The organism is Roseovarius sp. MMSF_3281, assembly GCF_030733685.1.
Taxonomy (GTDB): Bacteria; Pseudomonadota; Alphaproteobacteria; order Rhodobacterales; family Rhodobacteraceae; genus Roseovarius.
In genome coordinates, this window is sequence record NZ_JASHIM010000005.1 from 55,811 (window position 1) to 68,843 (window position 13,033).

Sequence of the window (13,033 nt, forward strand, 5' to 3'; positions counted from 1 at the left end):
GAGCCGGGCATGTATGCATATATCATCCGCCGACTAATCGCGACCATCCCGATCATGGCGATCGTGGCGGTGTTTGTCTTTATGTTGTTGCACCTCAGCCCGGGTGATCCGGCGGCCATTATCGCGGGTGACTTCGCCACAGAAGAGCAGATTATCAAGATCCGTGAACAACTCGGCCTGAACGATCCGCTTTATATTCAGTTCGGCAGTTGGTTGGTCAACCTGCTGCAAGGGGACATGGGGCAATCCATCTATTCCGGCTTGCCGGTAACAAAGCTGATCGGCCAGCGGCTTGAGCCGACACTGATGCTGACATTGTGCACCATGTTGATTGCTATCACCTTGGCTATCCCGCTTGGCGTGATCGCCGCATGGAAAGTCGGAACATGGATCGACCGAATGGTTATGACACTGGCGGTTTTTGGATTTTCCGTCCCGGTTTTCGTGATCGGCTATCTGCTGATCCTTGGCGGGTCTCGGACGCTAGGGTGGTTCCCGGTGCAAGGCTATACCAGTATCCTTGAAAGCGTTCCGGGGTTTTTATCGCATATCGCCTTGCCGGCACTGACATTGGGCGCAGTTTACATGGCGCTGATTGCGCGCATGACCCGTGCCACCATGCTGGAAGTATTGAACGAGGATTACGTGCGCACCGCCTATGCCAAGGGGTTGGCAACACGTAAGGTTTTGGTCAAGCACGCGCTCAAGAACGCGATGGTGCCGATCAGCACGACGATCGGTCTGGGCGTTGCCTTGCTGATCGGTGGCGTGGTCGTGACCGAAAGCGTGTTTGCCATTCCGGGTCTTGGGCGGCTGACCGTCGATGCGGTTTTGCGCACTGACTATCCCGTGATCCAAGGCGTTATCCTCGTGTTTTCGTTTACCTATGTCCTTCTGAACCTGCTGATCGACCTAAGCTATGTGCTGTTCGATCCGCGTATCCGGTACTGAGCCGGCAAGCCTGATATCCAAGGATAGAAATCCAATGAGTTTGCATGTGCAAGAATTGTCCTTTGGTGCGCGCCTGAAACATCGCGCACGGGTCGTGGTGGATTCTTTCAAGCGCAACCCGACCATGTTGTTCGGTGTGGCCGTTCTGTTGCTGATGGCTGGGCTGGCGTTTCTCGCGCCGTGGCTGGGCTTGCCAGACCCGATGCAGCAGTCGCCGCGTGATCGCCTGCAATCGCCATCGCCCGATGCCCTATTCGGAACCGATATGTATGGGCGAGATTTGCTGAGCCGGGTTTTGCATGGTGGACAAGTTTCGCTGGTTGTCGGGCTAACTGTTGCGGCCTTGGCCACGTCCTTTGGCCTTGCCATCGGATTGGTGTCGGGGTTCGTGCGGAGTGTTGATGCGGTGATCATGCGGCTTATGGATGCGTTGATGTCCATCCCTTCGATCCTGCTGGCCATCGCACTGGTGGCGCTTTGGGGCAGTAGTGTGCCCAACGTAATCCTGGCGCTGACCATCCCGGAAATTCCACGCGTGGTGCGGCTGGTGCGGTCAGTCGTGCTGATGCTGCGCGACCAGCTATATGTGCAGGCAGCGATTGCTTGTGGCACCTCGACCCCGCGTATCCTAGTCCGGCATATCTTGCCCAACACCATCCCGCCGCTGATCGTGCAAGCCACATATATTTGCGCGCAAGCCGTGATTTTCGAGGCTTATCTGAGCTTTGTTGGCGCAGGCACACCGCCCGAAATCCCAAGCTGGGGCAACATCATGGCCGAGGGACGCATGTTCTTTTTCCAATCGGTCGGGATCATCCTCTACCCGGGCGCGTTTCTTGCCCTGACGGTTTTCGCGATCAACACATTCGGGGACGGTCTGCGCGACTCTCTCGACCCCCGCATGCAAAGGAGGGTCTGACAAAATGACCAAAGACACTGCTGTTTTGGATCGTGGCCCATCTGCAGAGGCTGGAACCGCCCCCGTTCTTCAGGTGGAAGACCTGCGCACACATTTCGATACCCGCGATGGCGTCGTAAAGGCGGTTGACGGGCTGGATTTTTCGGTTCGGCCCGGTGAAATCCTAGGCGTAGTTGGGGAATCCGGTTGCGGAAAATCCATCACCTCACTGTCGGTCATGCAGCTACTGCCGCGCCCGCCTGCGCGTTTTGCATCGGGACGGATCATGTTCAAGGGCCGCGATCTGTTGCAGGCCAGCGAAGATGAGATGCGCCGTTTACGCGGTAACGAGGTTTCGATGATCTTTCAGGATCCGATGTCGTCGCTTAACCCGGTTTTGAGCATCGGGGATCAGCTGACCGAGGCGATCATGCTACATCAGGGGCTGTCCTCGAAACAGGCGATAGACCATGCCGCCGAAATGCTGGATCTTGTGCACATCCCCGAGCCGCGCCGCCGTTTGAACGAGTATCCGCACCAGTTGTCGGGTGGGATGCGGCAGCGGGTAATGATTGCCATGGCGTTGTCGTGCAACCCTTCGGTGCTGATCGCGGACGAGCCCACAACGGCGCTGGACGTGACCATTCAGGCGCAAATTCTTGCGTTGATGGAGGAAATCCGCGACAATCTGCAAACCGCGATCATCCTTATCACACATGATCTGGGCGTGGTCGCCGAAATGGCAGACCGTGTTTTGGTCATGTATGCCGGGCGCAAGGTGGAAGAAGCGGACGTTGCCGAAATCTTTGAGCGCCCCCAACACCCTTATACACGCGGGCTGATGCGGTCGGTGCCGCGGCTGACGACCGATTTTTCCGAAGCACGTCAGGAAAGGCTGTCGGAAATTCCCGGGATTGTTCCAGCCCTGACCAACCTGCCGAAGGGCTGCACCTTCGCCGAACGTTGCGCCTTTGCCACAGACCGTTGCCGCGCGGAATATCCCGCGCTTGAGCCCAAAAAACCCGATCACGTTGCCGCGTGTTGGGAAAGTGCAAATCTGCCGGACTGGACCCTATGAACGAAACATCAGAGAAACCGCTTCTTGAAGTCAAGAACCTGACAAAGCACTTTCCGATCCGGGGAGGGCTGCGGAACCGTGAGCAGGCGCGCGTCTATGCCGTGGACGGTGTTTCGTTCTCGGTGAATGCAGGTGAAACCCTTGGGATCGTGGGTGAATCGGGCTGCGGCAAATCCACGACGGGCAAGACAATTCTGCGCCTGGAGGATCCGACCAGCGGACAAATTTTGCTAAAAGGCAAGGACATTACCCGTATCTCCCGTCGGGAAATCCACCCGTATCGCCAACAGATGCAGGTCATCTTTCAAGACCCTTACGCATCCCTGAATCAAAGGCTGCGGGCGGGGGATATCGTGGGGGAACCTCTCGGAAATTATGGCAAACTGACCCCGACGGAGCGCCGTGAAAAGGTGGCGGATTTGTTTGCACGCGTTGGATTGCGTCAGGATGCGATGCACCGCTTTCCCTATGAATTCTCGGGCGGTCAGCGACAGAGGCTGGGGATCGCTCGGGCGCTGGCCCTGAACCCCGAGATCATAATTGCCGACGAACCCGTTTCGGCGCTGGACGTATCCGTGCAGGCGCAGGTCGTAAACCTGATGATGGACCTGCAAGAGGAACTGGGCCTGTCCTATTTGTTCATTGCTCATGATCTGGCCATCGTTCAGCATATCAGTCACCGGATCGGCGTGATGTATCTGGGCAAGTTGGTCGAGATTACGGATAAGCAAAGCCTGTTTCGCTCCCCCCAACACCCTTACACCGAGGCACTGCTTGAATCTGTTCCCGTTCCCGACCCACGCAAGCGCAAGACGCGCAAGGTGCTCAAGGGGGATGTGCCAAGCCCGATGAAGCCACCCAAGGGTTGCAACTTCAATACCCGCTGTCCCTATGCCGTGGACCGTTGTTTCAAGGAAGAGCCCCCGCTCCGCGAGGTCGCGCCGGGGCATATGGCCGCTTGCCATCTTCGCTGACCCATCTTGCCGGAGACCAAAATGACTGACCTGACCGGACTGGACCTGACCCGCAAACTGATCTCGTTCAACACGATTAGCCCGCCGGGAAACGAGGCAGACTGCGCACGCTATATCGCGGGGCTGTTGGAAAATGCGGGTTTCGACATAACCTGGCATGATTGGCAGCCGAAACGGCCCAACCTGATCGCGACGCTGCCTGCGACCGAAAAGGTGACACGTGATGCGATTGTCTATTCAGGGCATCTGGACACTGTGCCGCTTGGACAGGCGGACTGGAGCGAAGATCCTTTTGCGGGCGAGATCAAGAACGGTCGCATGTATGGTCGTGGGACATCGGATATGAAAAGCGGCGTGGCCGCGTGCATCATGGCCGGGCTTGCACTGGCGCAAGAGCCGGTTCGCCGCGCCGAGGTCAAGCTGATCTTCAGTGCCGGTGAGGAAACGGGCTGCGAAGGCGTTCTGGCGTTGGCCGAGCGCCCCGACCTATTGGGCACCTGCGAGGCGATGATTGTTGCAGAGCCCACCGACAACAGACCTTTTGTCGGGCACAAGGGCGCGCTGTGGATGTCTCTTGTTCACAAGGGGATTACGGCGCATGGGTCGATGCCGGAAAAGGGAAAGAACGCCATTTTCGCCGCATGCGCCTCTATCGACGCGCTGCGCGGCTTCGATTTCGGCGTCGAAGCGCATCCTGTCATGGGTGGCCCGTCGTTAAACGTCGGCAACATGAGCGCGGGTCTCAACATCAACTCGGTCCCCGATCTGGCGCGTGTCGGCGTCGATATCCGCTCGACGGTGGGGCAGAGCAATGCGCAGATCAAGGCGCAACTTGGCGCGCTTCTGGGTGATGATGTGGATATCGAGCCCATGACCGACATGGATCATGTCTATACCAGCCCCGATCATCCATGGATGCAGCAGGTGTTTTCAATTGTAGAAGAGGTAACCGGCCAGCGGCCCGAGGTCGGCACGGCGACGTATTTCACCGACGCCTCGGTGCTGAAACCCGCGATGGGCAATCCGGCGACCCTGATCATGGGGCCGGGTGCGATGGCGATGGCGCATCAGACGGACGAATATTTCGAAACGGTACTGATGGACCCATGTATCAATGTCTTCACCCGTCTTGGCCGCCTGCACATCACGTGACACGTTCAGATAATACTCACTGCTTGACCTGTGGCAGCAAGTTGAAACGTAATACGCCGATTTGCCTGCAATGTGGCGTAACGCAGCCTATTAAACCGGTTATCGGGCTGGTAAGTTTGGCACTTCTACTTGCATTTCTATTGGGGTCATTGCTGGCCGCGATTTTGTGAACAACTTGCGTCATGCTGTGGCCTCAAACCCACCACACGTCGGGACTAAACACCTAAAGCGTTTCGCGAAAAACCTGAATCACAGATTTTCGCGAAACGCTTTAATCGCAGGCAACTCGGTGCTGGACGCGGCAATCTCCCCGCTCTTATCAGCACGAGATGCGATGGCAGGGGAGTTCGCCAAATTGGACAAGCTGGTTAGAGATCAGGCTCGGAAAGATGAGGTCTGTCACCGTCGGATGACCATTCCCGGCGTTGGAGCCGTGGTGGCGATGACGTTCCGAGCCGCTATAGACGACCCAACACGGTTTCGTTCATCAAAGTCGGTCGGTGCCTGTTTTGGCCTGACGTCGAGACGGTATCAATCCGGCGAAACGGATCGTGTCACGTCGATCACCAAGGCTGGCGATGCAAGTGTGCGGGTTGCGCTTTTTGAAGCAGCGCATGTGATGCTGGTGAGAATCACCAGATGGCCCCCACTTAGGGCATCGGCGATGCGCGTTGCTGCTCGACGGGGCGCAAAGCGCGCCAAGATTGCCCTTGCCCGGAAACTGGCCGTCATCATGCATCGGATGTGGATAGACGGCACAGAGTTCAAAACCGCCTGACAGACAACCAACACCAGAGATTCCGCAAGGAAGGCGACCCTGAAGGGACGTGGTGAGGGAAAAGCCGACAGAAATCCTGACTTAAACACGAAGTCGCAACGGAGATGGGCTTTCCTGAGTCAAAGCCAACCGCATCATGTGAGTGCAATGCGCAGATCACGGACAGAAGCATGCACCTTCAGGCGCTAATTCCTTGCAAAACCAGGCCCGATTACAAAAGGGTTTCTGGCTCATCGAAGCCATTATGGCAGGAAGGTAAAAAAGAAGTCCGGAACATCGAAGGATGCCGCTGACAGGTTGGTCAGGGGATCAAGCGGAAGACCCGCAAACACTACTCAGCCGAGGAGTAGATCAGGATCGTGCTGGCGGGCCTGCGCGGCGAGGAGAGTATCGCCGCGCTTTGCCGACGCGAGGGTATCAGCGAGAGCCTGTATTACACCTGGTCGAAGGAATTTCTCGAGGCGGGCAATGGGGATACCGCCTGCCAGGCGACATCGCCAGAGGTTAAGGAGCTGCGCTCGGAATCGGCCGCACTCAAGGAAGTCGTTGCCGACCTGACCTTGGGAAACTGGTCATCGTCGTGGACGAGATCGAAAAGGCTGGTGACGTCACATTAAACAAAGGCGTCCAATACAGTTTAACGGATGCTCTCCTCCTACTCCTTGAACGCAATACGGAATGGGAATGCCCGTACTATCAGGTACGCTTTGACATGTCCTGGGTCAGCTGGATTCTGATGAGCAACCGGCTCGCGCCACGCATCCATGGCTGCGGTGCGGAACTCGCGAAATTCTGCGGATGTCATGTCGTGGCGGGGCAGGTGAAACAGGTTTGCAATCGGATCGTGAATGGAGACGAAGCGCTGCATGTGCCGAGGCGACTTGAAGCGTTTCATAATGCGTTCACGCTTTCGGATAGGCTGGTAGGAGTTTCGCCTCGGTTGTTCAGACCCTTGTGCGAGGGATATTCAACCCCCGGCATGATCGCACGCCTTGCCGCTGGGTATCAGCGAAGCTTGTCGGTAATCAAAACACGCGGCGGATGGCCTTGCCGGGTCAACAGCTTGCGCATCAGGCGGAGAGCAGCCCGCCGGTCGCGGCGGGCTTGGACCAGGACATCCAGCACGAACCCTTCCTGATCAACGGCCCGCCAAAGCCAATGCTTGCGTCCCCCGATCGAGACGACAACTTCTTCCAGATGCCACTTGTCGCCGAGCTTGCCAGCCGACCGGCGGCGGATTGTTTTTGCGAATTCCCTTCCGAACTTTTCGGCCCAGGCCCGCACTATCTGATGCGATACGATGATGCCTCGCTCGGCAAGAAGATCCTCAACCATCCGAAGGCTCGGCGGAAACCGATAATACAGCCAGACAGCGTAAGCAATCACGTCAGGCGGGAAACGGTGGCGGTGATAGGGACGGGCGTTGGTCATGCCGCCATGTCGTATTTTACGCCGCCAACCGCATTAACTTTACGGTGCAGAACAGACCCCTACAGGGCCGGCTGTGTCAGAAAACCGGCTTTTCCGACCTCCTCCTTGATTACCGGCAGGAAGGACAAGAGGTTCTCGTTTGCAAGGTCCGCGCCCATGCCAGTGATCGTCAGCGCCCCCAGGAATTCACCGTCGCTTTCGAACATGGCGACCGCGATCGAGGCAAAGTGTCGGTTCCGTTCCCCGCGAGAAATGTAATAGCCCCGCGCCCGTGTCTGGTCATATATTTCGCCCTCGGTCCCGTTGAACGCCAGCAGAAGCTGCGCCGCAGCGCCGCCCTCGGCCAAGGAGACGGAGCCGCCCGTTTCGATGAAGTAGCGGAAATCCTGGTAGGCATGGTCCCGGGCCAGGCATGTGCGCTCCTCGCCCGAACGAACGAAGAAGGCCGTCGTCTGCGCGACGCGTTCCGAGATCCGGCTGATCGGTCCTTCGATTCGGGTGATCGTGTTCGAGGTCGCGCGAAAGATCGATGCGAGTCGCAGATTGCTCGGGCCGGGCGAATAGCTGCCGTCCGAGTTCCGCGACAGGTACCCCCACGAGACGAGCACCTTCAGAAGCCGCGATGCCGTTGCCTTGTCGAGGCCGGAGAGTGCGGAAAACTCCTTTAGTTGCAGGCGCTTGCGTTCCATCGAGAACAGCGACAGCAGAAGGAGCGCGCGGTCGAGAACGCCGCTGGGTGGGGTTGAAGTCATCGCGAAAAGTCCTCCTCGTTGAATCGATGGCGTTGACAGGATGGCGTAACAGTGTTTTATTCATTGATACACATTTTATTGAATGAAACAAGGCTGAATTGAGAGGGCAGCACGAAATGGCACAGGAATACTACGGCGCGGACGACGCGAAGCACCGGATGGAGATGAAGAAACTCGCGCCGAAAGACTTCGACGCCTGGATGACGCTCAACGCGATCCCGGGTCAGGACAACGGCGAGATTCCCGTGAACGTGCGTGAGATGATCGCCGTCGCGGTCGCTCATGCCACCGGGTGCCCCTATTGCATCGAAAGTCACGTCACCAAGGCCAAGGCCGCGGGCGTGACCAAGGCACAGGTCGCCGAGGCGGTCCTGATCTCTGCCGCGATGAAGGCAGGAGCTGCAGCCGCGCATGGCGGCCTGGCAATGAAATTCTACGGTGAGGAATAACGGCTGGCCGCTGTCTCAGCTGCCGTCGCGGGAGGAAGCTACATGAACGTATCCGTCTTTGACATGACGACGATGCAACACCTCTGGTCCACACCGGAGATGCGGGCCGTGTTCTCGGAAGAGAACCGGCTTCAGAAATGGCTGGATTTCGAGGCCGCCCTGGCGGCGACGCAGGCCGAACTGGGGATTATCCCGCAGGACGCCGCCGACGAGATCGTCGCGGCCTGCAAGATCGAGACCATCGATCTGGATGCGGTGGCCGAGGAAACCCGCCGGATCAAACACACGCTGGTGCCGCTGCTCAAGCAGGTGCACAAGGGCATGAGTGCCGAGGCCGCCGAAAACATCCACTACGGCGCGACCACGCAGGACGTGGTCGACACCGGTCTGATCCTGCAGCTCAAGGAAGCGCATCAGCTGGTGATGCGCGACCTTGGCCTGATCGGGCGCGAGCTGCTGCGGCTGGCAGCGGAGCACCGCGACACGGTGATGGTCGGGCGTACCCACTCGGTCCAGGCGCTGCCGATCACCTTTGGCCACAAGTGCGCCATCTGGCTCGACGAGTTGTCGCGCCACGCCGAGCGGCTGAAGCAGGCCGAACCGCGCCTGTTCGTGGTCATGGTCGTGGGCGCCGTCGGCAGCCAGGCCAGCTATGGCCCGCAGATGGCCAAGATCGAGGCCGGCGTTGCCGAGAAGCTCGGCTTGGGCGCGACCGACATCTCCTGGGCACCGGCGCGCGACCGTATCGCGGAATATTGCGGCCTGATGGCCATGGTCGCCGCCACCCTGTCGAAGATCGGCAATGAGCTGACCAACATGCAGCGCAACGAGTTCGCCGAGATCGAGGAAGGCTTCACCACCGGCAAGCTCGGCTCCTCGACGATGCCGCACAAGCGAAACCCCACCTCGGCCGAGAACGTGGCCATGCTGGGCCGGTCGGTGCGCTACTCCGCCACCATGATGCTGGAAGCGATGGTCGCCGAGCACGAGCGCGACGGCGTGGCGTGGAAATCCGAATGGAAGGCCGTGCCCGAGACGATGCTTGTCTCCGGTGCGATCCTGTTCCAGGCTGGCGCGCTGCTCAAGGGACTGCGCGTCGATGACGGGAACATGCGGAAGAACGTCGACATGATGCAGGGTTACCTGCTGTCGGAGAAGGTCATGCTGGAACTCGGCCAGAGGGTGGGCAAGAACACCGCGCACGAATGGCTGTACGAAGCCTCAATGGCTGGTATCGAACAGGGCAAGAGCTTTGCCGATGCCCTGCGGTCGCATGCGCATATCGCCGACACGTTCAGCGACGAACAGGTGGCCGAGCTGACCACCCCGGACGCCTATCTCGGTGCCATCGGAGACAGCGTGGACCGCGTGGTTGCGCGGGAGAAGGGAGCCGACTGGCTGGCTGAATGAAATACCCCCTTTCTTGGCGCGTGGAGGTGTGCCGGGGAAGGGGCCAGTGGCTCATCGGGGCGGCCAGTGACAGCCCCGAAAACACTTTTAAGGGAGGAAACTCGATGACTATCTTTACCCGGCGCGCCGTTGCCGCATTCATGGCAGTTGCCGTCGCCACGCCCGCACTGGCCTTTCCGGACAAGCCGATCGAACTGGTCGTGCCCTTCAGCCCAGGGGGTGGGTCGGACGTCTCGGCACGCGTGTTTGCCCAATGCCTTGAAAACCAGCTTTCGGAAAAGGTTCTGATCAAGAACATCACCGGCGCACGCGGCAAGATCGCCGAGGTCGAAGTGCGTGACGCCCGGCCCGACGGGTACAAGCTGCTTTGGGCGCACCAGGGCATGGACATGGGCCTGGCCACCGGTCGGTCCGATTACAACTACACCGCTTTTGCCCCCATCGCGTCCACCGTCGCAATGAACTACGGCATCTTCGCCGGCGCGCAGACCGGCATCGACAGCGTCGAGGCGCTGAAGACCAAGGTCCTGGAGGAGCCTGCCTCCTACACGATCGGCACGGCGTTGAACGGCTTCTCGCATTTCGCTGCGCTCGACTTCCTCGAGCAGGCGGGTGTCAGCGTCGATGACGTGCGCACTATCCCGATGTCGGGCGACAAAACCCGCATCGTGGCCGCGATCCAGGGCAACCTGACGCTGGTGCCGACCGCCGTGGGCGCGGCCGCGCCCTACGTGGATTCCGGTGATCTCAGCGCCGTCGCCGTCCTGTCTGACGAACGCGATCCGCGCCTGGACGAGGCGATGACATCGGCGGAGCAGGGTGCGCCCAGCAATTTCGCCATGTACTTTACCACCTATGCCCCCAAGGACACCGACCCGGAGGTCATTTCCGCCCTTGCGGACGCATGGATGGCTGCTGCCGAGGATCCGGCCTGCCAGGAGCGTCTGGTAGAGCAGTCCATGACTGTCGTTCCGGCTGCGGGCGCCGAGCTAGACGCCGTCCTGGCCGACCGCTACGCGCGGATCGAGGAACTGGCGACCAAGTTCAACCTCACCGCCGAGTGAGCCTCCGACAGGCCGTGCTACACTGTCCGTCCGCTTCGCGGGCGGGCAGCCCGCAGCATCATTCCCCTCTCCCGGCCCCGGGGCGAACCCAGGCCGTCATCCCGGAGGACCCGCAATGCGAACCACCGATCTCCTCTTCTCCGCGCTCTACCTTGGCGTCCTGCTGATCGCCTTCGGCCAGATGGCCGGCCTCAACGAAAACAGCGGCGCCGTCTATACCTCGGCCAAGCTCTACCCGACGCTGGTGCTGGGCATCGGCCTGCTGGTGGGCGTGATCGAGACCACCCGAACCTTGCTGACCAAGCTGCCCGCCGACGCGCCCACATTCAGCGTGGTCTGGCAACACGCCTTCGGCCCGCGCCGGATGCTGCTGCTGGGGCTCTTCGTCGTTTATCTTCTCGCGATCAAGCCAGTGGGCTTTCTCGTGGCCACTTTCGTCTTCTGCTTCGCGACGACCGCCGCCCTGGCGCCGGTCCGCGGGCCCAGGCTGTTTCTCATCGCAGGTGTGGTCGCGCTGTCGACCCTGGCGGTGATCTACCTGCTGCTCGTCGTCTATCTCGAAGCCTTCCTTCCCTGAGGACCGACCGATGTATGATCAGATTCTCGTGGGGATTTCCCACGTCTTCCAACCCTGGACATTGCTCGCCGTTATGTGCGGCGTGGCCGGGGGCCTCGTGATCGGGTCGATCCCGGGCCTGACCTCCACCATGGCCATCGCGCTGCTGGTTCCGCTTACCTATGCGATGGAGATTGAATTCGCGCTGCCGCTCCTGATGGGGGTCTATTGCGGCGCGATCTCCGGCGGCCTTGTCGGGGCGGTCCTGCTGAACATTCCCGGCACGCCCGCCTCGGCCGGCACATGCCTGGACGGCTACCCGATGGCGGCGAAGGGGCAGGCGACCCGTGCGCTTGGCCTCGCGGTCTATTCCTCGATGATCGGCGGCACGATCTCGGGCCTTGCGCTGGTTCTGATCGCGCCGCTGCTGGCCAAGGTCGCCATGTCCTTCGGGCCCTGGGAATATTTCGCGCTGGTAGTCTTCACCTTCACCTGCATCTCGGCGATGTCGGCAAAGGGCCGCGCAGTCAAGGCGTTCATGGCGGCCTTCATCGGCCTGGCCCTAGCGCTGGTCGGCCTGGACGAGGCCTCGGGCCAGACGCGCCTGACCTTCGGCTTCACCTCCTTCCAGGCCGGGTTCTACGAACTGCCCGCGCTAATCGGCCTCTACGCGATCCCGCAGCTTCTGGCGGATACCGACGACATTGGCCGAAAGGGTAAGGTGCTGAAGATCCAGTATGACCTGCGCATCTTCATGTCGACCTTCCGCGAAGTCGTGTCGCGCTGGTGGGATCTGGTGCGGTCGTCCCTCATCGGCATCGTCATCGGTATCCTGCCGGGGGTGGGCCCGGGCCTGTCGAACATCGTGGCCTACAGCCAGGCTAAGCACGCAAGCCGCACGCCGGAGAAATTCGGCAAGGGCGAACTGGCGGAAAGCGTCATGTCCCCGGAGGCGGCGAACAACGCCTCAATGGGCGGCGCGCTGATCCCGATGCTGACGCTGGGCATTCCCGGAGATGCCTCAACGCTGATGATGCTGGGTGCCTTTATGCTGCATGGCATCGATCCCGGCCCGCTGCTGTTCCGCGATCACGGCGACATCGTCTGGATCGTCTTCATCGCCTTCTTCGTGGCCTTCGCCTTCTGCGCGATCCTGTACCACTTCTTCATCCCGCTGACGGTCAAGGCGATCTCGGTCCCGCGTCAATACGTGATCCCGGTCCTGCTGATCCTCTGCACGGTGGGCTGTTACGCGCTGAACAACCGGATGTTCGACGTCTACTGCTTCCTCGGTTTCGGACTGCTGGGCTACCTGCTGCATATCGCCAAGGTGCCGGTGTTGCCGGTGATCCTCGGCCTGATCCTCGGTCCGATGGCCGAGGAACAGCTGAGCCTCGCGCTGGCGTTCGGCCAGGGGTCGCTGGCGCCGTTCTTCCTGCGCCCGATCTCCGGCGCGATCCTTATGGTGGCGCTCTTGTCGCTGGTGTTGCCTCCGATCCTCGGACGCCTGCGCAGCAAGGCCGACATCGAACCCGCCTGA

General features: G+C 60.1%; 12 protein-coding genes and 2 pseudogenes. 12 read left to right on the forward strand and 2 right to left on the reverse strand.

What is annotated here, in order from left to right:
• Positions 1-9: 9 nt before the first annotated feature.
• The 7 genes and pseudogenes from RBB32_RS07550 to RBB32_RS07580 form a co-directional block, all read left to right on the forward strand.
• Entirely contained in the window at positions 10-951 is a 942-nt protein-coding gene (locus RBB32_RS07550) for an ABC transporter permease (protein ID WP_306152097.1), read from the forward strand.
• Between the two features lie 34 nt (positions 952-985).
• Positions 986-1,870 (forward strand): ABC transporter permease, encoded by an 885-nt coding sequence (locus RBB32_RS07555; protein ID WP_306152098.1) that lies wholly within the window; start codon positions 986-988, stop codon positions 1,868-1,870.
• 4 nt (positions 1,871-1,874) lie between these two features.
• Positions 1,875-2,927, forward strand: coding sequence for an ABC transporter ATP-binding protein (locus tag RBB32_RS07560; protein ID WP_306152099.1), 1,053 nt, complete (start codon positions 1,875-1,877; stop codon positions 2,925-2,927).
• On the forward strand, positions 2,924-3,901 hold the full coding sequence (locus tag RBB32_RS07565; protein ID WP_306152100.1) for an ABC transporter ATP-binding protein: 978 nt from the start codon (positions 2,924-2,926) through the stop codon (positions 3,899-3,901). Before RBB32_RS07560 ends, RBB32_RS07565 begins: the two co-directional genes overlap by 4 nt.
• A gap of 21 nt (positions 3,902-3,922) precedes the next feature.
• On the forward strand, positions 3,923-5,053 hold the full coding sequence (locus RBB32_RS07570; protein WP_306152101.1) for a M20 family metallopeptidase: 1,131 nt from the start codon (positions 3,923-3,925) through the stop codon (positions 5,051-5,053).
• 289 nt (positions 5,054-5,342) lie between these two features.
• Positions 5,343-5,831 (forward strand): transposase, encoded by a 489-nt coding sequence (locus tag RBB32_RS07575; protein WP_306152102.1) that lies wholly within the window; start codon positions 5,343-5,345, stop codon positions 5,829-5,831.
• A 297-nt stretch (positions 5,832-6,128) separates the two neighbouring features.
• Positions 6,129-6,400: pseudogene (locus RBB32_RS07580) on the forward strand (transposase); the annotation flags it as partial.
• 86 nt (positions 6,401-6,486) lie between these two features.
• Here RBB32_RS07580 and RBB32_RS07585 read toward each other — a convergent pair.
• Both RBB32_RS07585 and RBB32_RS07590 read right to left on the reverse strand, forming a co-directional pair.
• A pseudogene (locus tag RBB32_RS07585) lies at positions 6,487-7,262 on the reverse strand (IS6 family transposase).
• Positions 7,263-7,321: 59 nt separating this feature from the next.
• Positions 7,322-8,014, reverse strand: a complete 693-nt coding sequence (locus RBB32_RS07590) for an IclR family transcriptional regulator (protein WP_306152103.1) — start codon at positions 8,012-8,014, stop codon at positions 7,322-7,324.
• Positions 8,015-8,130: 116 nt separating this feature from the next.
• On the opposite strand from RBB32_RS07590, the gene RBB32_RS07595 reads away from it, so the two are divergent.
• The 5 genes from RBB32_RS07595 (at position 8,131) to RBB32_RS07615 (ending at position 13,033) form a co-directional block, all read left to right on the forward strand.
• A complete protein-coding gene (locus RBB32_RS07595) occupies positions 8,131-8,463 on the forward strand; it encodes a carboxymuconolactone decarboxylase family protein (protein WP_306152104.1) in 333 nt (110 codons plus the stop codon).
• Positions 8,464-8,505: 42 nt separating this feature from the next.
• A complete protein-coding gene (gene purB, locus RBB32_RS07600) occupies positions 8,506-9,873 on the forward strand; it encodes an adenylosuccinate lyase (RefSeq protein WP_306152105.1) in 1,368 nt (455 codons plus the stop codon).
• 104 nt (positions 9,874-9,977) lie between these two features.
• Complete coding sequence (locus RBB32_RS07605; RefSeq protein WP_306152106.1) at positions 9,978-10,937, forward strand: tripartite tricarboxylate transporter substrate binding protein; 960 nt, start codon at positions 9,978-9,980, stop codon at positions 10,935-10,937.
• Positions 10,938-11,052: 115 nt separating this feature from the next.
• Complete coding sequence (locus RBB32_RS07610) at positions 11,053-11,514, forward strand: tripartite tricarboxylate transporter TctB family protein (protein ID WP_306152107.1); 462 nt, start codon at positions 11,053-11,055, stop codon at positions 11,512-11,514.
• A gap of 10 nt (positions 11,515-11,524) precedes the next feature.
• The gene (locus RBB32_RS07615; RefSeq protein ID WP_306152108.1) at positions 11,525-13,033 is read left to right on the forward strand and encodes a tripartite tricarboxylate transporter permease; all 1,509 of its coding nucleotides are present in this window, start codon (positions 11,525-11,527) and stop codon (positions 13,031-13,033) included.